Source organism: Micromonospora sp. bgisy143, from assembly GCF_057708145.1.
Map to the genome: position 1 here is coordinate 81,346 of NZ_JBYIRN010000011.1, position 20,238 is coordinate 101,583.

Genomic DNA, 20,238 nt, shown 5'->3' on the forward strand with positions numbered 1-20,238 from the left:
ATCCTGCCTCCTCGGCGCTGTGAGGGCGCTGAGGACGCCGAAGCTGCGGCATTGACCCAGGTGGCACCCTTGAGCCGTGCGGTTGTTGGTGGTGGAGGACGAGGCCCGGCTCGCGGCGGCCCTGCAACGCGGCCTACAGGCGGAGGGGTTCGTGGTCGACGTGGCCCCGACCGGTCCCGCCGGCCTGGACGCGGCACGCCACGGCGGGTACGACGCGATGATTCTCGACGTCATGCTGCCCGGGCTCTCCGGCTACGAGGTGGTGCGCCGGCTGCGGGCCGAGCAGCACTGGTTGCCGGTGCTGATGCTGTCGGCCAAGGACGGCGAGTACGACCAGGCCGACGGTCTGGACTGCGGTGCCGACGACTACCTGACCAAGCCCTTCTCGTACGTGGTGCTGCTGGCCCGCCTGCGGGCGCTGCTGCGCCGGGGAGCGCCGGAGCGCCCCACCGTGCTGGCGGTCGGCGACCTGCGGCTCGATCCGGCCCGCCGGCGGGTGACCCGGGCCGACGCCGAGGTGACGTTGACCGCACGCGAGTACGCCCTGCTGGACTATCTGATGCGCCGACCCGGCCAGGTGATCTCCAAGATCGAGCTGCTGGACCACGTCTGGGACGCCAGCCTGGAGACCGCGCCCAACGTGGTCGAGGTGTACGTCGGCTACCTGCGTCGCAAGCTCGGCCGGGATCGGCTGGAGACCATCCGGGGCGCCGGCTACCGGCTGGCGACGTGACGTCGACCGACCCGCCGCGCGGCTGGTCGCCCCGCCGGGGCCTGCACGGACTGGGCCTACGGGGTCGCCTCCTGGCGCTCGGCGTGTTCGGGCTCACCGTCGGTCTCGCCCTCGGCGGGGTGGTGCTGCTCGGCGCGCTCCGCTTCGTGCTCCAGCGCAACGTGGACACCGAGGCGTTCCGGACCGCCGACGCGGTCGCCCTGCTCGCCGCCGAGGACGCGCTGCCCGACCCGCTGCCGGTGGCCGGCGGGCAGGTCCGGGTCCAGGTGATCGACGCGCAGGGACGGGTCCGGGCCGCCTCGATCGACGCGGACCGGCTCGTCCCGATGGCCCGCCCCGAGTGGTTGGACACCGGCCGGCGGCAACGTCTGGACGTCCCCGCCGAGCGGGTCGGGCTCCGCGGGCCGGTCCGGGTGGTCGCCGTACCCGCCGGCACGGCGGCCGATCCGCTCACCGTGCTGGTCGCCCGTTCGATGGCCGACGTGCGGCAGAGCACGCACGTGGTGCGGACCATCCTGCTGGTGGCGTTCCCGCTGCTGGTGGTGGTCCTGGCCGGGGTGGCGTGGCGGGTGGTCGGCGCGACGTTGCGCCCCGTGGAGGCACTGCGCCGGGGTGCCGAGGAGATCACCGGTCGGGCCGGCGCCGGTCGACTTCCGGTGCCCGCCTCCGCCGACGAGATCCACCGGCTGGCGGTGACCCTCAACGGGATGCTGGACCGGTTGGAGTCGGCCCGGGCCCGGCAGCGGGCCTTCGTCTCGGACGCCGCGCACGAGCTGCGCAGCCCGCTGGCCAACATCCGTACCGAGTTGGAGGTGGCCCAGCGGCTCGCGGACCGGACGGACTGGACGGCGGTGACCGCCAACCTGCTCGCCGACACCGAGCGGTTGAGCCGGCTGGTCGACGACCTGCTGCTGCTGGCCCGCCTGGACGAGATGCCGGCGGCGCGGGGGACCGGCCCGGTCGACCTGGCGGTGCTGGTGACCGAGGTCGCCGCCCGGTACCCGGCACCACCGGTGCGGGTGGTGTCGTCGCCCGGGCCGCTGTGGACGGCCGGTAACGAGGCCGAGCTACGGCGGGTGCTGGCCAACCTCGTCGACAACGCGGTCCGGCACGCGCGGGGCAGCGTCGTCCTCGCGGCCGAGCCGCACGACGCCGCGTACCACCTGGTGACGGTGACCGACGACGGCCCGGGGATCCCGACGGCCGACCGGGGTCGTGTCTTCGGCCGGTTCACCAGGCTGGACGACGGTCGGGGCCGCGAGGACGGCGGCGCCGGCCTCGGCCTCGCCATCGTCCGGGAGCTGGTCCGCCGGGCGGGCGGCACCATCACCCTCGCCGACGCCGACGGCCCATCCGGCCTGCGGGTACGCCTGCTGCTCCCGGCGACGCCGACCGGACCCGAGCCACCGCCGGCGGTTGCCCGAGGGTGAGCACGGCCGACGTCAGCGGCGGCGGGTGCAGACCTGGTCGGCGCTCGCCACGGTGTCGGTGGACCAGACGACGGCGACGGTGAAGCAGTAGTCGTTGGTGCGGTTCAGCGCGTACACGATGTAGCTGTCGGTGCCGGCGGGCAGCGTGGCGATGGCGGTCTTCTCCTGCCCGGCGCGGCCGGCGGAGACGACCACCGGTCCCTCGCCGCCGGCCGGGTACGTCCAGCGCAGGGCGATGTTGTCGCGGTTGTCGCGCAGCGACACGGTGCCGGGCGGGGTGCCCGGCGCGGCTGCCGGCGGGGCCGTGCCGGCGGCCGGGGTGCCGGCGGTCGGCGGCGCGGTCGTGCCGCTCGGGCCGGCGCTCGGTGCCGGTCCGGACTTCGGGTCGTCGCCGTCGCCGACGCGTGCCACGCCGGCGATCACCGCCGCCGTGCCCAGCAGCACCACCACCACGCCGGCCACCAGCACCGGCACCAGCTTGTTGCGGGCCGGCGTCGGCGCCCGGTGCACGGGCACCGGCAGCAGCCGCGACGGCGTGTACGGCGTCAGCGGCGCGGACGGTCGATCCGGTTCGGACGCCGCGCCGGGGCGGTACAGCCGGTACACACCGGACGACTCCTCGGTGCCGCCGGTGAACCCGGCCACCGACGGGGGCACCGGCGCGGTGGTGGGGTGCGGGACGGGTTCGTCCGTCCGGTCCGGCGGCCAGCGGAAGTCCGGTTCGTCGGCGGGCGGCCAGCGGACGTCCGCCGACCCCTCCGCGTCGTCGGTCGGCGGCCAGCGGAAGTCCGGGGAGCCGTCCGGCTCGTCGGCCGGTACCCGTGGATTCGGCACCGCACCGCCGCTGGCGACCCCGGTGCCGGCCAGGCCCTCGGCGGGACCAGCCGGCTCCGGGTCCGCCGGGGCCGGCGGGTGGTAGGCGGCCTTGAGTGGCGGGTCGGGCTGCGGTGGGGTGCGCGCGGCCGGCACCACCGGGGCGTCCCGGCCGGCGGACGCGTCGTCGTCGGCGCAGACGTGGTCGGGGTTGGCCGCCGCCCGGGCCAGCGCCGCCACCTGGAGGGCGAGGGGGTCGTCGGCGCTCAGATGCTGCCGGCACAGTTCACGGGCCAGCGCGAGGTTGTCGTGCGCCTCGGCGAACTGCCCGCAGTCGCGTTGCATGGAGCCGAGCCGGGCCAGCATCTTGATGCCGCTGGGGTGGCCGTCGCCGTACACCTCGCGGTGCAGCTCCCAGGCGTCCTGGAGGCGGTCGCGGGCCACCGTGCACTGGCCGCGGGCGTACTCGACGGTGGCCAGGTCGGCGTGGGCGGCCAGCACCCGCAGCGACTCCGGGCCGTCCTGCGCGGTCAGCTCGATGATCACGTCCTGGTAGAGCCGGGCGGCCCGGGAGTGGCTGCCCACCCGGTGCAGCACGGCGGCCAGGGTCGCGGCGGCGGCCACCGTGCGGGGGTCGGAGCGACCGTGCAACCGGGTGGTGGCCGCGTACGCAAAGGCGGCCCAGCCGCGGGCGGAGTGCGGCTCGCCGAGGGCCACGAGCACCCGCGCCTGCAGGCTGGCCGCCTCGGCCAACTCCGGCGTGGCGTTGGCCGGTCGGGGGTCGGCGTCGGTGAGCGCGTCGGAGAGCAGCCGTTGCGCACCCGCCATGTCGCCAGCGGACACGAGGTGGTGCGCCTGGTCAGTCAACTCGTCGAAGCCGGAGGACACGCCCCATCGTGCTCATCCGACGACGGTAAGTACAAGACCCGCGCCGGTGTCGATCGGTCAGGATCTGCTCAGGTGCTCGGCCAACGTCTCGCTGATCCGGCGTAACTGGTCGACCTGGGCAGGGCTCAACGCGTCGAACAGGTGCCGGCGTACCCCTTCGACGTGGCCGGGCGCGGCGGCGGCGAGGGTGGCGAAACCGTCGTCGGTGAGCACCGCGATCTGCCCGCGCCGGTCGGTGGGGCAGTCCTCGCGGCGCACCCAGCCGGCCTGCTCGAGGCGGGCCACCGCGTGCGAGAGCCGGCTGCGCGACGACCCTGCGGCGTCGGCCAGTTCGCTCATCCGCAGTTGCCGGCCCGGTGCCTCGGAGAGCCGGACCAGGATCTCGTAGTAGGCGTGCGGCATGCCGGCATCGCGTTGCAGCTCGCGGTCGAGCGTGTCCATCAGCGCCCGGGAGGAGGCGAGGAACGCGCGCCAGGTGCGCTGCTCGTCGGGGTTCAACCAGCGGGTCATGACGACCATCATACTCCTGATGGTTGAACGCTCAACAAATTGACGCTACGGTGGGGTCATGGGTATTCATCGGCTCAACCACGCGGTTCTCTACGTCAGTGACCTCACCCGCAGCGTCGCCTTCTACCGCGACGTGCTGGGCTTCACCCCGGTCGAGATGACCCCGGACGGCTTCCGGGGCGCGACCTTCCTCCAGGCCCCCGACTCCACCAACGACCACGACCTCGGCCTGTTCGAGGTCGGCGCGGCCGCCGGGCGCTCGACCGCCGGCCGGACCACCGTCGGGCTCTACCACCTGGCGTGGGAGGTCGACACGCTCGACGAACTGGCGGCCACGGCCCAGCGGCTCGCCGCCGCCGACGCCCTGGTCGGCACGTCCGACCACGGCACCACCAAGAGCCTCTACGGCAGGGACCCGGACGGTCTGGAGTTCGAGGTGGTGTGGCTGGTCCCGGCCGACCTGCTCGACGACACCGCGCTGGCGGCCCGCAAGCAGATCTCGCGGCTCGACCTGAACGCCGAGCGGCAGCGCTACGGCGGGCAGACGCGCGGCGGTGTGGGGATCTCCGTCCCGGCCTGAACGGCCATAGGGTAGAACGGACCGGTGCCAACCGACCGGACCGCCGACTTCCTCCGCGAGCTGCTGGTCCGCCACCTGGCGACCTGGCTGCCCGCCGCCCTGCACCGCTCCCGGCGGGTGACCGTCGCGCTGGCCTGGGCCGGCGCGGACGGGGGTGGCGCGGAGGCGGCGCTGCGGGCGGTCGCCGGTCACGCGGCACAGGTACGTGGTCGGCAGGTGACCATCCTCGTGCTGGCGGACGAGGCCGCCGACCTGCCCGCCCGGCTGGGGCCGGTCGAGGCGGAGTTGCCTCCCGAGGTGACCGTGCATCTGCTGCCCGGCGGTCCGGCCCGGCTGCCGGTCGCGCTGAAGGCGGCCTCGGCGGCCGGGGCGCCGTCGTTCTGTTTCCTCGAGCTGTCCGGCCCGGCGCACGCCGAGGTGCTCCGGGCCTGCGCCAACGGTCGCCACGGCGAGGTGCTGCTGCGCGCCGCCACCAGCGCCCGCCCGGCCCTCGGCCTGGCCGGCTTCCCGCTGGTCGCCGAGGTGACGCCGGTGCTGCCGGCGGACGGGGGAGTGGTCGGCGTGGTCGCGTTCGGGAGCCGGTCGGACCGGAGTCTGGAGGCGGTCCGGGACGCCCTCTGGGCGGTCGGCGCGGATCTCGGGGTGGGTTACCGCGACCCCGCCGACCCGACGGGCGCACCCGTCGACGTGGCCGACGAGCCGGACCGCGAGCCGCTGGCCCGCGAGTTGCTGGCCGAACTGCGCCGAGGTGGGCCGTGCCCGGTCACCGAGCTGCGCCGGCACACCCTCACCGCCACCGTCTACCGCGCCACCGACGCCAACCAGGCCCTGGCGACCCTGCTGCACGAGGGCAAAGCAACCCGCCAACGCGAGTCCGGCCGCCTGGCCGGCGACGAGCTCATCACCCCCACCCCCTGACACCCCCGCGATCTTGCACTTTCTGTGGCGACACAAGGGGCATTTCAGCGCGTAACGGCAACCGAAAGTGCAAGATCGACGCGGTATGGGGGCAGACGCCGAGCGGGGGGCCGGTGCATCACCGGCGCCCCGCTCGACTCCCGGGTCGTTACGACCGGGCCTTGTCCTGCTTCCAGGACAGTGGCCCCGGCAGGTCGACGCGGTGTGCGCGGGCCTTCGAGTTCCAGGACCAGCGTCCGATCTTGATGCTCCACGAGGAGAAGCCGTTCTCGGTGAAGTTCAGGATGATCGGACCGTACTTCTTGCGCTTGCGAAACATGAGGCCCATCGGAGCTCTCCCCTCGTCACCGTTCCCTGCCGTGTCGGGATCGAACATTCCCGAACGGGCGAATTCCGAAACCCCCTCGTCGTCCCGGTTGGACGGTGTGCCGCCACGACGCGCAAACCCCTATCCATCAGGTAGGTGTTGCGCTGCGATAAATGCAGCTAGAGCTGATCCGTAACATCGTCGGCGATGCAAGTCTCATCTTCTGGAAGACCGTTGACCGGCCGCTCGTGCCGTCGGCAGCATGGGTTCATGTTGCCGCGGGACGAGAACCTCCTCATCGCTCACGCCGCGCCGGCCCTGGTGCCGGCATGACCACCGTGGAGCGCCCGGCGACGGACGCGACCGCGCTGCGACCCGTGGACCGGGACCTGTTCCGCGCGTTGCTGCGCCGGCAGGCCGCCAGCGTCACGGTGGTGACCGCGGTGGCCCGGACCACCGGCCGGGCCCGCCCGGGCGCGGTCGGCCAACCGATCCGAGCCGGTTTCACCGCCACCTCGTTCACCTCCGTCTCCCTCGATCCGCCGCTCGTCTCGTTCTGCCTCGGCACGGCGTCGTCGAGCTGGCCGGTGCTGGCCCGCGCCGAACACGTCGCGGTCCACCTGCTGGCCGCAGGGCAGCGGGAGGCGGCCACGGTCTTCGCGACCAGCGGCATCGACCGGTTCGCCGCCTACCCGGACTGGACGGCCGGGCCGTTCGGGGTGCCACTGTTGACCGGGGTGCTGGGCCGGCTGCTCTGTCGGGTGGTGCACCGCATCCCGGCCGGCGACCACACCCTGGTGATCGCCGAACCGCTCGCCCTGGGCGACGGCGACGACGGGCCGCCGCTGGTGCACCACCGGGGCGGCTACACCACCCCGGCCCGGACGTGAGCGCGCCCGTCGCGGCCGACCTGCTCGCGTTGGACCGGGCCGCCCAGGACCTGCTGTTCCGGGCGGCCCGTACCGCCGACACGTTCACCGACGAGCCGGTCACCGACGCCCAGGTGGCCGCGATCCACGACCTCATCCGGTACGGGCCGACCGCGTACAACGGCCAGCCGCTGCGGGTGCTGCTGCTGCGCTCGTCGCAGGCCCGGGCCCGGCTGCTGCCGTACGTGTCGTCGGGTAACCGGGCGAAGACGGCCACCGCGCCGCTGGTGGCGGTGCTCGCCGCCGACCTGGACTTTCACCAACGGCTCCCCGAGCTGTACCCGCACCGGCCGCAGGCCCGGGAGTGGCTGTCCGACCGGACGGCCCGCGCGGAGCAGGCCCGGTTCAGCGCTATCCTCCAGATCGGCTACCTGCTGCTGGGGGTACGCGCGGCGGGGCTGGCGGCCGGCCCGATGGCGGGGTTCGACGCCGCCGGGGTGACCCGGGAGTTCTTTCCGGACGGTCGGCACGAGGCGCTGTTGTTGCTGAACGTCGGCCGCCCCGGTCCGGACGCCTGGCGCGACCGGCTGCCCCGGCTCCGCACCGAGGAGGTGGTGCGCACCCTGTGAGGCGTCAGCGCGGCTCCCACGCGTCCGGCAGCGCGGTGAGCTTGCGGACGTGCGCGGGCAGCCGACCGCTGACGATCTCGGCGAGGCTCACCTCGTCGACCACCCGCCGCACCGCGGCCCGCACCGCCACCCACAGGCCGGGCAGGTTCTCCGCCGAGCCCTCGTAGCGGGTCTCCTCCGGGCGCAGGCCGCGTACGCCCGCGAGCGGGCCCTCCACCGCGCGCAGCACCGCGCCGACGGTCACCTCGCGCGGCGGCCGGGCCAGGGTGTAACCGCCCTCGGCGCCCCGCTGGGCGCGGACGATCCCGGCTCGGCGCAGATCCGCCAGGACCGCCTCCAGGAATTTGCGGGGCATGTCCTGCTCCGCGGCGATGGCCTGGGTGGACAGCAGCGAGGGGTACGCGGTCGCGAGGCTCAGCGCCGCCCGTACCGCGTAGTCGCCGCGCGCGGAGATCTGCACCCCGTCATCATGCCCGTCCGCTGGGGCCGCCCGGGCCACCGGGTTCAGCGGCGGCGCGGAACCGTCCGCCGTTGGCGCCGGTCGGCTCGACCGGTGGTCGGGGCCGGACCACCCGACCGGCGGCCGGCTGGTCGCGGGTGGCCCGGAACGCGCCCGGGCTGACCCCGGTCTCCCGGGTGAAGAACCGGCCGAAGTTGGTCGGCTCGGAGAAGCCGAGCCCCCGGCCGATCTGCGCGATCGGCTCGTCGCTCGCCGCGAGCAGCCGGGCGGCCTGCAACGCCACCCGCTCGTCGATGACCTGCTTGGCGCTGCGACCGGTGACGGCCAGGCAGGCCCGGGTCAGGGTACGCACCGAGCACCCGAGCGCGGCGGCGTAGTCCTCGACCCGCCGGGACACCTGGTAGCCGTGCTCCACCTCCCGGCAGAACCGCTGGAACGTCTCGGCCTCGTTCCGCTGCCCGGGCCGGTTCGCGTCGGGCAGCGCCAACCGCAGCAGCAGCACGGCGAGCTGGTGCCGCAGCAGCGCGCGGCCGGCCGGACCGTCGCCGTGTCGTTGGCAGTCGACGGCCAGCTGGCTCACCTCGTTGATCACCGCGTCCTCGTCCTCGCCGGCCAACTGCCGCCAGGTCGGCGCCGCGTCCTCATCGACGGCCAGGCCGTCCAGGGCGTCGGTGGTCCAGCCGACCACCGTGGCGTCGAACCGGGGGCCGGCGCAGCGCAGCACCTGACCGGCGCGCACCCGCAGCAGCGTGCCGGGCCGGCACGGCAGCAGGTGGAAGTCCAGCTCGGCGTCGCCGTGGCCGCGGCTGGTGAGGATCAACAGCTCCCGTTCGACGAGCACCGGCCGCCGCCAGCCGGGGTCACCGGCCAGGTCGGCCAGCGCGAACGTGGAGATCTCGTCGGGTACGGGTGATGCCGTTCCGATCGATGGCGCGGGGGAGGGATCGGTGGAGACCATCGCCTGCGACGGTAGCCCGAACCGCAGGTCACCGCATCCCGACCTGGCTACGCGATGACGCCGAGGCTTGTCGCGGTCCGCACGACCGGGCTACGTTACCCGGCGGTAGCGCCGGCCGGCCCCCGGTCCGCCCGGCACCCCGTCGGCCGTCCCCCGGACCGGCGGACCACGCCAACTCGCGATGGGATTCCAATGACGGAGCTGTTCTCGGTCGAAGGCAAGACGGTCCTGGTCACCGGCGGGTCGCGGGGGATCGGACTGATGATCGCCCAGGGCTTCGTCCGGGCCGGCGCCCGCGTGATCATCTCGTCCCGCAAGGCGGACGTCTGCGAGAAGGTCGCCGCGGAACTCTCCACCGAGGGTCGGTGCGAGGCCATCCCCGCCGACCTGAGCGCCGACGACGGCGCGCAGGCCCTCGCCGCCGCCGTGCGCGAGCGCGTCGACCACCTCGACGTGCTGGTCAACAACGCCGGCGCCACCTGGGGCGCGCCCCTGGAGAGCTACCCGGAGGCCGCGTTCGACAAGCTCTGGGGCGTCAACGTCAAGGCCGTCTTCCGGCTCACCACCGCGCTGCTGCCGGCGCTGCGCGCCGCCGCCAGCGCCGACGACCCGGCCCGCGTGATCAACATCGGGTCCATCGACGGCATCCGGGTGCCGTTCATGGAGGTGTACGCGTACTCGGCCACCAAGGCCGCCGTGCACATGCTCACCCGCAGCCTCGCCCACCAGCTCGCCGGTGAGCAGATCACCGTCAACGCGATCGCGCCCGGCCCGTTCGAGAGCAAGATGATGGCGTTCGCCCTCGACGACCCGGCCAGCCGCGCCGCCATCGAGCAGCAGGTGCCGCTGGGCCGCATCGGCCGCCCCGAGGACATGGCCGGCACCGCCATCTACCTGTCGTCGCGGGCCGGCGCGTATCTGACCGGCGCGGTCATCCCCGTCGACGGCGGCATCACCACGCACGGCTGAGCACCGGCCAACCCGGGTCGGGCTGTGGTCGTACCCCCTGGGTGTGCCGGGGCCGCGCGGACTCGGCAGATCCGCGCGGCCCCGGGTTGCTCGTTGCTCAGCGGCCGGCGAGCAGCCGGTTCACCGCCGTGTCGACGTCCAGGTGCTCGGCCTCGCGGCCGCGCGGGACGACGACGTACGTCCGTCGAAGGAATCGCACCAGGACGCTGCGCGGCACCTCGAAGAGGGCGTTGCCGTCCGGTGACGAGAGGGCCAGCGCGACGAAGTCGCCGCGCGGGGTGGCCCAGGGCCAGACCCGCACATCCCCGATGCCGGCCGGTTCGTCCAGGCCGGTGACCAGCAGTTCGCGGGCGAACGACCAGCTCACCGCTTCACCGCCGGCTGATTCGGCATGGAACAGGACATGGACCGCATACGGGTCAGCAGGGTCGTAACGCAGACTGGCACGCACCGGCAAGGCGGTGGCGTCAGGCGCGACGAGCCTTAGCGACGTCTCGACCTCTACGGTCGTCGGTCGGATGACACTCATGGACGTTCTCCCCCCGGCACCGCTGCGGAACGCGCGTGTCCCGCTTTTCCCATACTCAGGTGCTACTCCTGGCTACGCTCCGCCATACGCTGACTTCACCCAGTGGTGGGAAGGGGGACGGAAGCGCCTCGTGAATGTGAACATTCATGTAGGATTTCCGGTTCTGCCCAGTGCGTGATTCCGCCCGGTGTCGGGTGGCTCAGTCGTCGACTTACTCCGGTAACGTCCAGTCGGCCGTTGCAGTGACGGGCCCGAGCGACACTGGGGGGTGAAATGGTCACGAACCGATCCTCAGTGGATCCGGTGACCGCGCCCGGCCCGCCGAACGTCGCGGTCCGAGCAGCCGAAAAGCGGGGGTACGACGTGCCGATGGAGCAACCCGAGCGACCCGGACGGTCGACGCCCGAGCCGGACCGGCACGGTGGCGTTCTCGTCGTCGGCGAACCACCGCGTCGTCCGCACTGGCGGCAGCGGATCTCGACCACCCTCGACCTGATCCGCGCCAACCCCACCGGCCGGATCGCCCTCAAGATCTTCATCGCGATCGCCGGTGCGCTGGTGGTCACCATCGGCATCGCCCTCATCCCGCTGCCCGGGCCCGGCTGGCTGCTCGTCATCGCCGGCCTCGGCATCTGGGCCGTCGAATTCCACTGGGCCCGCCGACTGCTCGGTTTCACCCGCCGGCACGTCCACGGCTGGACACGCTGGGTGAGACAACAGTCACTGCCGCTGCGCTTCGTCCTCGGCGCCGTCGGCCTGGTCTTCGTCGGCGCGGTGGTCTGGCTCTCCCTCAAGCTCAGCCTCGGCATCGACGTGGTGGCCGAGGCGAGGCAGTACCTCGCGGCGCGCTGACCCCGGATTTTTGGTCTGGTTCCACGATCGGGTAGAGTCAACGGCGCTGAGGGCGATTAGCTCAGTGGGAGAGCGCTTCGTTCACACCGAAGAGGTCGCTGGTTCGATACCAGCATCGCCCACTCTCAGTTGCGCAGGTCAAAGGCCGCTTCCCGGATTCGGGAGGTGGCCTTTCCGCTGTCGTAGAGCAGCTGAGTACCGCAGTTTCGTCACTGGCCGAGAGAGTCACCGAGGCGTGGGGTGCGGCTCTGGTCGCCTCGTTGAATACCTGCGTCTAGATCTCCATCGTCACGGCGAAGCGGGCGTGCCTTCGCGCAAGGCGACTGCGGCGGTGCTTGCCGTCCTTGGTGGAGCGCGGCTCGCCGATGGCGATCTTCATCTTGACCTTGGAAATCCCGAAGTTGAGCAGGACGGCGACCGCGGCGGGGGAGTGGCAGCGCGGGGTGAGGTCTCGGCTCATGCGGCCACCTCCAGCCACGCCTCGTGGGCCCTTTCTTCCCGGTCGACGGGTCTGCTGTTATGGCAGGGGTCGTTGCGTCCGTCGGGTTGGCAGATGGGTTACCGCCGCGTGTGTCATGACGCCGAGCCAGCCTCCGGCGAGAAGGCCGATCACGGCCCCCCAGTCCGCCCCGACACCAGACCGGAGCAGCGTGTCGATCCCGAATCCGGCCAGCACCCCTGCGATTGCGCCGGCGCCGAGAGCCCACCATCGATGCCGTACTCCCTCGACGTGCACGTGGAGGTAGGGCGACACAGTCAACAGGAGCACGATGACCGGCGGGTTCGAAGGCTCCAGCAGTACCAGGAGCGTACCGATAATCGCCCCGGCGATGAGACACGCCAAGCCGAGACCAAACGCGTAATTCAGGTCGACCGGCGCGTAGCTCATGTTCGGCTGACGTCGCCAGATCCGCCTCCAACTCCCGGTCAATGTGCGCCCGGGTGCCAGGCCGACACTTGACGCGACCCGGCTGATCGATGGAGAAACATCGCTGGGGTGCGTCGTCTCGTCTGGAGCGGAAGACGGCTCCGATGTCGCCATGGAGTCAATCCTTGCCCACCACGGTTCGCCGTGGGAAGGCCACCGGTAGTGGCCGGGGCCCCAGGGTGACGCAGGTGCGAGGGGTGTGCCCGTTGTAGAGCACCCGATCAACGTGGGAACGGGCCGAGAGGTGACGTGTCGCCCACGGACCAGTTGTGACCGAACGGGTCCACGAACCCACCTTGGCGGTGCGTCCCCCAGGGCACGCGGTGATCCTCCATCGCCGCTCCGGCGACTGCGCCAGCCGCGACGGCGCGCTCGATGAAGGTGTCGGGGTCATCGATGAACACCTCGATGCGGGTGCTCGTGATTCCTACTCGGTCGGGGCTGGTCTCGGTAGGGTTCTCGGGATTGACCTGGTGGAGGAGGAAGGGAGCGCCGCCGATCTCGAGGCCGGCCACGCCACCAAGGTTCCACAGCTCCGTCGCGCCAAGTGCCGTCCGGTACCAGGCGACTGCGGCGTCCGCGTCGGGGACGATCACCATCACAGAGATCACTGGCGATGCAGCGACCACCCTGTCGCTGGCTGGGGCGGAACGATCTTCCGGTTCCTCGGTCATGCCCACAGCATGCCGGACATCGCCAGCAGCGTCTTCCACCTGCAACGGTTCGAGTGCCGGGCTGCCCGTACGCTTGGGCGGTGATCGACTTTCGGGCGGCGGTTGAAGCGGGCGACCTCGATGCCGTTGCGGCGACCCTCGCCGACGACGTGGTGTTCCGCAGCCCGGTGGCGTTCAAGCCCTATGTGGGCAAGGCGATCACGGCGGCGATCCTGCGGGGTGTGTTGCGGGTGTTCGAGGACTTCCGGTACGTCCGCGAGTTGAGCGGCGAGGGCGGTCGCGATCACGCGCTGGTGTTCCAGGCGCGAATAGGTGACGTCACTGTCGAGGGCTGTGACTTCCTGCATCTGAACGCCAGCGGCTTGATCGATGAGTTCACGGTCATGGTTCGTCCGCTGTCTGCCGCGCAGGCCCTGGCCGCCGCGATGGCCGCTGAATTCGCGCAGATCCAGCGCGAGGCGATCACTGGCTAGCGCCCGACGAGCGGCAGTGCGAAAGACGACGGATACTCGCCTGATGACTGGACCGGATCTCGACCCCGAAGAGTACCCGCCCATCGACCCGGGTGAGCCGGTGCCCGACGACCCGGGCGTCCTTCTGCCTGACACGCCGGACGAATTGCCGGAAGCCCCGATCGAACCGTCGCCGGACGATGGTGGCAACGCCGGCGGCGTGCGCGAGCCGGCATAGCTCCGTCTGGCGTCGAGCGCGACGCTCTAGACGTCGGTGAGCCGCCGCACTCAACGGGCAGACCGTCGACGAGGACGTGCCTCCGCGTCCATCGCCTGCGGCGACCGGGCCTGATTACGGCGGTCCGGGCGGTCCGCACCGGCCTGGGCCTGACGGCCGGCGGCGGCTTCCGGGCCGGACCGGGCGGGCTTCGGGGCAATCGCATCGGGGCTGAGGTCGGTAGGGTGCCGTCGCTGGGGTACGGGTCGTCCCCGAATGTAGCCCTCGGCATGGCACACGTGACATCTACCGATTCGAAGGAAGCTCGGCATGAGTAGTCCACGCGAAACTTTCCTCCGACTGGTGAACGGTGTCTGTGACGGTCCGTACGAAGACTTGGCCGACCTGTACGGCGAACAAACTCATGTCACGCATCCGTTTCACCCGCTCAGCCCTCCACCGCTGCACAGCCGCAGTGAACTGCACGCGCACTTCACCGCGGCGCCGCCGGTCGGCCGAACGTTGAACCGTAAGCCGGTCGACGTGAGGATTCATGAGACCGCGGACCCGGAGGTGATCGTCGCCGAGTTCGCCTATCAGGGGGTGGTCGCCGAGACAGGTGAGGCCTTCACCGTGCCATGCGTCTTCGTGATGCGTATCCGCAATGGGCTCATCATCGAGTCCCGGGACTACATCGACCACGTCGCCAGCGCGCGGGCATGGGGTCAACTCGACCGCCTGTTGACCGCACTCCGTCCGCAGACAAGCAGCACCGTCGAGGGCACGGCCCAACCCTGATTCACGCCCGGCCAGCAGCGGTGTGTCGAGGGCGACTGCGTTGGCTGTGGTCATGGGGCAAGATCGTTGCGTGGTCAGCATCAGCCAGGAGTCCCGTGACGAGACCGCGCAGCGGCTGCGACACGTCATCGCGGCCGCGGAACTGGTCGTCCTCGACGGTGAGTGGTCGTTCCACGAGGCCCCGCTCACTCAGCCACCGGCCCTGACGGTTGACCTGCTGGCCGTCGTGCGCGATGAGGATCGGTGGTCCTGGCTCGCGCCGGGCGGCGCGACCGACGGTGAGCGCTTCACGGTGTTCTCGTTCCACTTCCCGCCCGGACTGGACAACAGCGGGTTCGTCGGGTGGCTCGCCAGCGAGTTGAAGCGCCGCGTCGGTACCGGGGTGTTCGTCATCTGTGGTCACAACGGCGACCGCGGTGGCATCTACGACTACTGGGGCTGCCCAGCACAGGTCCGCGCCGAGGTCGTACGGATCCTTGGCGAGCTGCGAGCCGGCCGGTAGACACATGCGGCCGGGACCTCCGCAGCGTGGCGGCGGACCGTGCGCCCCGGAACGCCCGTGTGCCGGTCCGCCAGATCGGCCTACGCCTTTTGGCCGGTTGGCGCGCCCACGGCTCTGTCCCGAGCCCGATGGCAGGTCCCTGCGGGCTTCCTACGCTTCCTCATTATGTCGATCACCCGACGGGCCTCCGTCATCGCACCGGTCGCGGGTCTGCTACTCGGATTCCTCGACTTCGTCTGGATCAAATTCGTGCCGGCGCCCTTCGGCGGCCTCGGCAATTCGATCGCGGTCTGGGCGGTGGCGGCGTACCTGCTCGCGTTCTTCCTCCGAGGGCCGGCGGGCCGGGCCATCGCCGCGGCGGTCGTCATGCTGCTCATCGCCGTGCCCAGCTACTACATCGCCGCAGCGCTGATCCAGCACGACGACTGGTCCAACGCCTGGGACGTCAACGCGGGGCAGTGGATGGTGTTGGGAGCGGTCGCTGGAATCGCGTTCGGATTCGGGGGTGTGGTGGCTCGCCGACCCGGGCGATTCCGGCGACCGGCCCTCGGGTTGGCGGCGGCGGTCCTGCTCGCCGAAGCGATCCTGCAGGTGGCGAGGATCGGCCAGCCAAGCTACGACACCGCAGACCTCGTCCAGTACGTACTCGTCCTGGTTGTCCTGGTTGTCCTGGCTGTCCTGAGTCCCCTGGCCGTGGCGCGGACCTGGCCGGACCGGGCACTCGCCCTGGCGTACGCGGTTCCGATGTCTGGCGTCGGTTACCTCCTCATGACCGCCACCGCTTTCGGGTCGAAGTAGGGGTACGACCCCGACGGGCTCCTCGCATCGGGTGCTGCGCGACGCGGAGCAGCGGGTGCGGAGTGGCTGACCGAAGCCGAGTCAGGCGCCGGTCTGCCGTTCCAGTTGCCGACGAGCATTCCGCCACAGGCGCTCGAACTCTCCGGGGGAGATGTTTTCCAACCCGGGTTCCACCGCGGTGGCGACGGGTAGCGGGAACGGGGCCTCCGGTACCACCCCGTACCGCTGTTCGTACGCGCCTACCGCGCCCACGGTCCCTGAGTCGCGAGCGATGAGCACCTCTGCGAGCGACGCCGCCGCGACGAAGACCCCGTCTGATGCGCGCACCTCAACGTGGCGTAGCGCCCACCCATCGGCGTCCAGTTCCGCATAGTTCCAGCGGGCGCCGTCCGACCAGTACCAGCGGACGTAGGTGAGCATGTGGCGATTGTCGCCCGAGCGCGAAGCGGCGATCGTTCGACCCGCTTTTGGAGGTCTCCGGCCGTTACGCCAGCCGAAGAGGTCGGGGTTGGGGGCTCGGGCAGGATCGAGCGGCCCCCCGCGCATCTTGCTGATCTTGTATGTTTCGCCCTGACGATCAGAGAGGAGAAGCCTCAGTTCAGAAGCTTCTCCGTGAGGTCCATCAACCGCTCGGCGTCGCGGGGATCGAGGGTCGGGAAGTCGGCCGGAAGTCGCTTGTCCCGGTCCACCGCGGTCACCGGCGCGGCCGGCGGCGTTTCCAGGAACTGGTGAATCGGGGCCACCGCGTCTGCGACAGGTCGGGCCGCCACCGCCGCCACCGCGAGCAGCCCGCGGACCACCAGAGGGAGTGAGCTTCGATCGCCGCTCTTGGTGAAGCCGGGGTGGTAGAGCACGTATCGGGCGCGGCTGCCGGACCGTTGGCCGAAGCCCACGCCGAGCAGATCGTTGGCGCGACCGGCCTGCAGTTGCGCGGTGATGGCTGAATAGCCCGACGCCAGCTGCGGGTCGGCCCAGTGCACCCGACCTTTGGTGACGCCGACACCGGCGACGTTCACGATCACCGGTGCGGTAGCCCGGTCCAGGGCCGGACGCAGGCCAAAGCTGAGCAGATATCGACTGAGGTAGTACAGCGCGAACGTGCGCTCCAAACCTTCAGCTGTCACGACGCGTCGCGGCGCCACCGCATTGGCGAACAGCGCCAGCGCGTCGACGACCTCGTACTCGGCAAGGATGTGCTCGATGACGTGCCGCGTCTCGGCCATGCTGGACAGATCGACACGGCGGAAGGTGATCAGGCCCCCGGCCAGGGCTTCGCCGCGCTCACGGTTGCGGCCGAGCACCAGGACGTGGTCGCCGCGTTCGGCCCGCTCCAGACTGAACGCGCGACCCATTCCGTTCGTCCCGCCACTGACGATCACGACGCCCATATCGTCCCCCACTATCGTTGTTCATCGACGTGCTCATCCTGAGCGGCCAGCCGACGGAGGCGAAAGAAGGCATTTTCATGTCCGTTAGTAACATCGGTGTGAGCGCCGCACTGCCTGACCATCGCTTACCGACGCCCATTCCGGTCGGCGAGTACGAGCGTTGTCCGGTCACCGATGTGCTGCGCCGGGTGAGCGACAAATGGACGCTGTTGCTGGTCACCCTGCTCGGCCGGCAGCCGTACCGCTTCAACGAGTTGCATCGGGCCGTGGAGGGCATCAGCCCGCGCATGCTCACCCGAACGTTGCGTTCGCTGGAGAGCGACGGCCTCGTTGAACGAGAAGTGTTTCCGACGTTGCCGCCGAGCGTCGAGTACCGGCTGACGCCGCTCGGCGTCAGCTTTCTGGAGCCGCTCTCCGCGTTGGCCGCCTGGGCGGTCGACCACCACGCCGAGATCGCTGCGGTACGTCAGCGACCCAGCTGAGTCGCCGCGCGGCGCAGCACTCGTCCGCAGTTGGTCCGATGCTGCGATGATGCTCGCCGTGAGTCAGACGGTGGATTGGGACCGCACGGTCGAGGGCGCTCATGTCCGCTTCATGCCTGGCGAGAACGACGATCCTGCCACCGCCGACAACATCGATGCTCACGTCTCCCTGGCTGACGGCAGCCGGCACTACGCGACCTTCATGACGGCGGCCGAGATCGGCCGGGTCCTGCACAGATGGGCGGAGACCGGGGAGGCCGGCGGCGGAAGCTACTTCTGGTGCTCCGACCTGGTCATCATTCCCAGAGCCGGCGTCGAGGCGATGGTGGCCGCCCTGGGGGAGATGATCCGGTCCGGCGACGTCGGCGTGGTCCTCAGCAAGGTGGCCAGCACGGTCAAAGGATCTTGACGCTCCGTCGCGATTCTTGCCATGCTCTCCGCGTGCAGGACCCCGAGCAGGACGCCGTCGAGGTGACGATTCTCCGTACCCGACGGGACCTTCGCGGTACGACGCGCGCGGTCTATGGTCGCGAGATCCGCTGGGTCGGCATGGGGGGAATGGTCGCGGCGCTCGTTGGCGGGATCGCCCTCTGCACCGAGCAGTTGGTCGTGGCAACCATCATCCTGCTCGGCGTCGTGGCCGCCTTGACCTATCACTGGTGGCGTATCGAACTGATAGTTCGGCGGTTCCCCGATTGGGCGTACAAGCCGGTCACCTTCCGGGTCTCTGACCAGGGTGTCGAGATCGAGACTGTGGCGACACGGCGCCGAATTGGCTGGGCGGACATGACGGAGGTACGTGTCACGCCGGTTGCCTACTTCTTCGGGTCACCGGGTCGAAAGGGAATCATCCTGCATCGACGATGTCTCGCCAAGTCGGATACGACTGCGATCAACTCGATTGTCGAACGGTGTTGGAAGGGCGTGGGTGGCCCGGTGAAGTCGGTGCCGTCGGCGTTGGACTGACCGGGCGAGGTGAGCGGTCATGGACCGGTACGCGGGCCGGTTAATCCGTACGGGTATCGAGCACGTTCGAACTAGGCTGCGAAACGTGGTCCACGCCTGGGTTCGCGGGCTCTGATGAGCAGCGAGAGCGACGTGGCGCAGCGCCACGAGCCGGACCGTACGCCGACGCCGGAAGGCAGGGACGACGATGACGACGTGGGCCGAGGGTGACTACCCGGCCATGGCGCGACGGCTGCTGCCGGCGGCCGTGGCGGCGGTCGCGGGCGCGAACATCCGGGCCGGTGACCAGGTGCTCGATGTGGCGACCGGTACGGGCAACGCGGCGCTGCTCGCCGCGCTGTGTGGCGCCCGGGTGACGGGCGTGGACTTCGAACCCGCGCTGCTGGATCTGGCCCGGTCCCAGGCGAGCGAGAGTTCGGTGGAGGTCGAGTGGTTGCTGGGCGAGGCGACCCGCCTGCCGGTGGCCGACGGATCCGCCGACGTGGTGCTGTCGGTCTTCGGTGTGATGTACGCCGGCGACCAGGCCGCGGCGGCCACCGAGTTGGCCAGAGTGTGCGCGCCAGGAGGCCGAGTGGTGCTCACCGCCTGGATGCCCGGCAGCTTCATGCCCGCCCTGGGACAGGCCACCGCCGCGTACCTCCCGCCGCCGCCGGCCGGCGGGCACGCACCGAGCCGATGGGGAGATGCCGATGCCGTCGCCGGTCTGCTCGCCTCCGCCGAACTGAGCCTGGTGACAGCAGAGCCCCGACAGCTACGACTCCGTTTCCCGGATGCGGGGACCGCAGCCACCTTCCTGGTGAACACGGCCGGTCATCTCGTCGCCGAACGTCCCCGGCTCCACGCCGAGAACCGGTGGAGCGCCCTCCTCGGTGACATCCACGCACTCGTCCACAAACACGCCACCTGCGCGGCGGAAGAGCTGTCCATTCGATTGGACTACCTGCTCGTCGCCGCCGAGGCCAGCAGGCAGACCGCCAGTTGAGGAGCCTGTCGCTGTGCTCGATTCCTCCGCGTCCCAGTCCGTCGCTCCTGCCGACCCCGTCATCTTCAGCCCTGCCGGACGCGGCGACGCCAGCCGCATCGCCGCGCTGCACGCCGACAGTTGGCGGCGACACTATCGGGGCGCCTACGCCGACATCTATCTCGACGGCGACCTGCTCAGCGAGCGCACCGCAGTGTGGTCGGCGCGGCTTGCCTCGCCCAGCGGCACCGCCACGATCATCGCGGAGCGTGGCGGTCGCCTGGCGGGCTTCGTGCACGTGGTCTTCGACCCGGACCCGCGTTGGGGAAGCCTCATCGACAACCTCCACGTCGACCACTCGGCACACCGCTCGGGCATCGGCACCGAACTGATGGCCTACGCCGCCCGAGCGGTCCTCGCCAATGCCGGCTCTTCCGCGCTGTACCTGTGGGTGCTCCAACAGAACACCCGCGCACAGACGTTCTACCGGGCCCGCGGCGGCGTCCGGGTGGAGACGGGCTTCGCCGCCGCTCCTCGCGGCAACCCCTCCCTCCTCAACGGAGTTCCCGGCACGTACCGGATGAGCTGGCCGGACGCCTCGCGCCTCGTCGGCACCGTCGACTGACC

28 protein-coding genes and 1 tRNA gene are annotated in these 20,238 nt (G+C 71.1%); 19 read left to right on the forward strand and 10 right to left on the reverse strand.

Annotation, left to right across the window (positions count from 1 at the left end):
- Positions 1-76 precede the first annotated feature (76 nt).
- Positions 77-733, forward strand: a complete 657-nt coding sequence (locus AC3EN4_RS15330) for a response regulator transcription factor (RefSeq protein ID WP_422739070.1) — start codon at positions 77-79, stop codon at positions 731-733.
- A gap of 71 nt (positions 734-804) precedes the next feature.
- The gene (locus tag AC3EN4_RS15335) at positions 805-2,163 is read left to right on the forward strand and encodes a sensor histidine kinase (protein WP_435206594.1); all 1,359 of its coding nucleotides are present in this window, start codon (positions 805-807) and stop codon (positions 2,161-2,163) included.
- A 12-nt stretch (positions 2,164-2,175) separates the two neighbouring features.
- Here AC3EN4_RS15335 and AC3EN4_RS15340 read toward each other — a convergent pair whose 3' ends face one another.
- Entirely contained in the window at positions 2,176-3,864 is a 1,689-nt protein-coding gene (locus AC3EN4_RS15340; protein WP_435206498.1) for a tetratricopeptide repeat protein, read from the reverse strand.
- A 57-nt stretch (positions 3,865-3,921) separates the two neighbouring features.
- The gene (locus tag AC3EN4_RS15345) at positions 3,922-4,383 is read right to left on the reverse strand and encodes a MarR family winged helix-turn-helix transcriptional regulator (RefSeq protein WP_422740629.1); all 462 of its coding nucleotides are present in this window, start codon (positions 4,381-4,383) and stop codon (positions 3,922-3,924) included.
- 49 nt (positions 4,384-4,432) lie between these two features.
- Between AC3EN4_RS15345 and AC3EN4_RS15350 the strand changes: the two genes are divergently transcribed.
- Entirely contained in the window at positions 4,433-4,954 is a 522-nt protein-coding gene (locus AC3EN4_RS15350) for a VOC family protein (protein WP_422739071.1), read from the forward strand.
- 24 nt (positions 4,955-4,978) lie between these two features.
- Positions 4,979-5,872, forward strand: a complete 894-nt coding sequence (locus tag AC3EN4_RS15355) for a hypothetical protein (RefSeq protein WP_435206499.1) — start codon at positions 4,979-4,981, stop codon at positions 5,870-5,872.
- Between the two features lie 148 nt (positions 5,873-6,020).
- Here AC3EN4_RS15355 and AC3EN4_RS15360 read toward each other — a convergent pair whose 3' ends face one another.
- Positions 6,021-6,200 carry a DUF4236 domain-containing protein gene (locus AC3EN4_RS15360; protein WP_088990736.1) on the reverse strand — a complete coding sequence of 60 codons (180 nt, stop codon included), beginning with the start codon at positions 6,198-6,200 and terminating at the stop codon, positions 6,021-6,023.
- 308 nt (positions 6,201-6,508) lie between these two features.
- On the opposite strand from AC3EN4_RS15360, the gene AC3EN4_RS15365 reads away from it, so the two are divergent.
- Positions 6,509-7,069 carry a flavin reductase family protein gene (locus AC3EN4_RS15365; protein WP_435206500.1) on the forward strand — a complete coding sequence of 187 codons (561 nt, stop codon included), beginning with the start codon at positions 6,509-6,511 and terminating at the stop codon, positions 7,067-7,069.
- Complete coding sequence (locus AC3EN4_RS15370; protein WP_435206501.1) at positions 7,066-7,677, forward strand: malonic semialdehyde reductase; 612 nt, start codon at positions 7,066-7,068, stop codon at positions 7,675-7,677. The genes AC3EN4_RS15365 and AC3EN4_RS15370 overlap by 4 nt, the downstream gene beginning before the upstream one ends.
- Positions 7,678-7,681: 4 nt before the next feature.
- On the opposite strand, the gene AC3EN4_RS15375 is transcribed toward AC3EN4_RS15370, so the two are convergent.
- Together AC3EN4_RS15375 and AC3EN4_RS15380 are read right to left on the reverse strand one after the other, a co-directional pair.
- Entirely contained in the window at positions 7,682-8,137 is a 456-nt protein-coding gene (locus AC3EN4_RS15375) for an RrF2 family transcriptional regulator (protein WP_030333674.1), read from the reverse strand.
- A gap of 7 nt (positions 8,138-8,144) precedes the next feature.
- Complete coding sequence (locus AC3EN4_RS15380) at positions 8,145-9,095, reverse strand: helix-turn-helix domain-containing protein (protein ID WP_435206502.1); 951 nt, start codon at positions 9,093-9,095, stop codon at positions 8,145-8,147.
- A 192-nt stretch (positions 9,096-9,287) separates the two neighbouring features.
- On the opposite strand from AC3EN4_RS15380, the gene AC3EN4_RS15385 reads away from it, so the two are divergent.
- Positions 9,288-10,064 (forward strand): glucose 1-dehydrogenase, encoded by a 777-nt coding sequence (locus AC3EN4_RS15385; RefSeq protein ID WP_435206503.1) that lies wholly within the window; start codon positions 9,288-9,290, stop codon positions 10,062-10,064.
- A 97-nt stretch (positions 10,065-10,161) separates the two neighbouring features.
- Here the strand turns inward: AC3EN4_RS15385 and AC3EN4_RS15390 are convergent, their stop codons facing one another.
- Positions 10,162-10,593 (reverse strand): SsgA family sporulation/cell division regulator, encoded by a 432-nt coding sequence (locus AC3EN4_RS15390; RefSeq protein WP_007457244.1) that lies wholly within the window; start codon positions 10,591-10,593, stop codon positions 10,162-10,164.
- Positions 10,594-10,887: 294 nt separating this feature from the next.
- On the opposite strand from AC3EN4_RS15390, the gene AC3EN4_RS15395 reads away from it, so the two are divergent.
- Together AC3EN4_RS15395 and AC3EN4_RS15400 are read left to right on the forward strand one after the other, a co-directional pair.
- Complete coding sequence (locus AC3EN4_RS15395; protein WP_435206504.1) at positions 10,888-11,445, forward strand: TIGR02611 family protein; 558 nt, start codon at positions 10,888-10,890, stop codon at positions 11,443-11,445.
- 50 nt (positions 11,446-11,495) lie between these two features.
- Positions 11,496-11,567: transfer RNA gene (locus AC3EN4_RS15400), tRNA-Val, on the forward strand.
- Between the two features lie 152 nt (positions 11,568-11,719).
- Here AC3EN4_RS15400 and AC3EN4_RS15405 read toward each other — a convergent pair.
- Together AC3EN4_RS15405 and AC3EN4_RS15410 are read right to left on the reverse strand one after the other, a co-directional pair.
- Positions 11,720-11,905, reverse strand: coding sequence for a hypothetical protein (locus AC3EN4_RS15405; RefSeq protein WP_422739078.1), 186 nt, complete (start codon positions 11,903-11,905; stop codon positions 11,720-11,722).
- Between the two features lie 689 nt (positions 11,906-12,594).
- Positions 12,595-13,047 (reverse strand): VOC family protein, encoded by a 453-nt coding sequence (locus AC3EN4_RS15410; RefSeq protein WP_435206505.1) that lies wholly within the window; start codon positions 13,045-13,047, stop codon positions 12,595-12,597.
- Positions 13,048-13,127: 80 nt separating this feature from the next.
- Between AC3EN4_RS15410 and AC3EN4_RS15415 the strand changes: the two genes are divergently transcribed.
- The 5 genes from AC3EN4_RS15415 to AC3EN4_RS15435 all read left to right on the forward strand — a co-directional run bounded on the left by AC3EN4_RS15415 (position 13,128) and on the right by AC3EN4_RS15435 (position 15,814).
- Positions 13,128-13,520, forward strand: coding sequence for a nuclear transport factor 2 family protein (locus AC3EN4_RS15415; RefSeq protein ID WP_435206506.1), 393 nt, complete (start codon positions 13,128-13,130; stop codon positions 13,518-13,520).
- 43 nt (positions 13,521-13,563) lie between these two features.
- Positions 13,564-13,737 carry a hypothetical protein gene (locus AC3EN4_RS15420; RefSeq protein WP_422739082.1) on the forward strand — a complete coding sequence of 58 codons (174 nt, stop codon included), beginning with the start codon at positions 13,564-13,566 and terminating at the stop codon, positions 13,735-13,737.
- A 309-nt stretch (positions 13,738-14,046) separates the two neighbouring features.
- Positions 14,047-14,514, forward strand: a complete 468-nt coding sequence (locus tag AC3EN4_RS15425) for a nuclear transport factor 2 family protein (protein ID WP_435206507.1) — start codon at positions 14,047-14,049, stop codon at positions 14,512-14,514.
- A gap of 70 nt (positions 14,515-14,584) precedes the next feature.
- Positions 14,585-15,016, forward strand: a complete 432-nt coding sequence (locus AC3EN4_RS15430; protein WP_435206508.1) for a DUF6196 family protein — start codon at positions 14,585-14,587, stop codon at positions 15,014-15,016.
- Positions 15,017-15,181: 165 nt separating this feature from the next.
- A complete protein-coding gene (locus AC3EN4_RS15435; protein ID WP_435206509.1) occupies positions 15,182-15,814 on the forward strand; it encodes a DUF6518 family protein in 633 nt (210 codons plus the stop codon).
- An 81-nt stretch (positions 15,815-15,895) separates the two neighbouring features.
- Here AC3EN4_RS15435 and AC3EN4_RS15440 read toward each other — a convergent pair whose 3' ends face one another.
- Both AC3EN4_RS15440 and AC3EN4_RS15445 read right to left on the reverse strand, forming a co-directional pair.
- Positions 15,896-16,234, reverse strand: a complete 339-nt coding sequence (locus tag AC3EN4_RS15440; protein WP_435206510.1) for a hypothetical protein — start codon at positions 16,232-16,234, stop codon at positions 15,896-15,898.
- 173 nt (positions 16,235-16,407) lie between these two features.
- On the reverse strand, positions 16,408-17,202 hold the full coding sequence (locus AC3EN4_RS15445) for an SDR family NAD(P)-dependent oxidoreductase (RefSeq protein WP_435206511.1): 795 nt from the start codon (positions 17,200-17,202) through the stop codon (positions 16,408-16,410).
- A 17-nt stretch (positions 17,203-17,219) separates the two neighbouring features.
- On the opposite strand from AC3EN4_RS15445, the gene AC3EN4_RS15450 reads away from it, so the two are divergent.
- From AC3EN4_RS15450 to AC3EN4_RS15470, 5 genes are all read left to right on the forward strand, one after another.
- Positions 17,220-17,684 (forward strand): winged helix-turn-helix transcriptional regulator, encoded by a 465-nt coding sequence (locus tag AC3EN4_RS15450; protein WP_435206512.1) that lies wholly within the window; start codon positions 17,220-17,222, stop codon positions 17,682-17,684.
- Positions 17,685-17,730: 46 nt separating this feature from the next.
- Positions 17,731-18,093, forward strand: coding sequence for a hypothetical protein (locus tag AC3EN4_RS15455; protein WP_435206513.1), 363 nt, complete (start codon positions 17,731-17,733; stop codon positions 18,091-18,093).
- 32 nt (positions 18,094-18,125) lie between these two features.
- A complete protein-coding gene (locus tag AC3EN4_RS15460) occupies positions 18,126-18,650 on the forward strand; it encodes a hypothetical protein (protein WP_435206514.1) in 525 nt (174 codons plus the stop codon).
- A gap of 187 nt (positions 18,651-18,837) precedes the next feature.
- Complete coding sequence (locus AC3EN4_RS15465) at positions 18,838-19,632, forward strand: class I SAM-dependent methyltransferase (RefSeq protein ID WP_435206515.1); 795 nt, start codon at positions 18,838-18,840, stop codon at positions 19,630-19,632.
- A gap of 13 nt (positions 19,633-19,645) precedes the next feature.
- A complete protein-coding gene (locus AC3EN4_RS15470) occupies positions 19,646-20,236 on the forward strand; it encodes a GNAT family N-acetyltransferase (RefSeq protein ID WP_435206516.1) in 591 nt (196 codons plus the stop codon).
- The last annotated feature ends 2 nt before the right edge of the window (positions 20,237-20,238 follow it).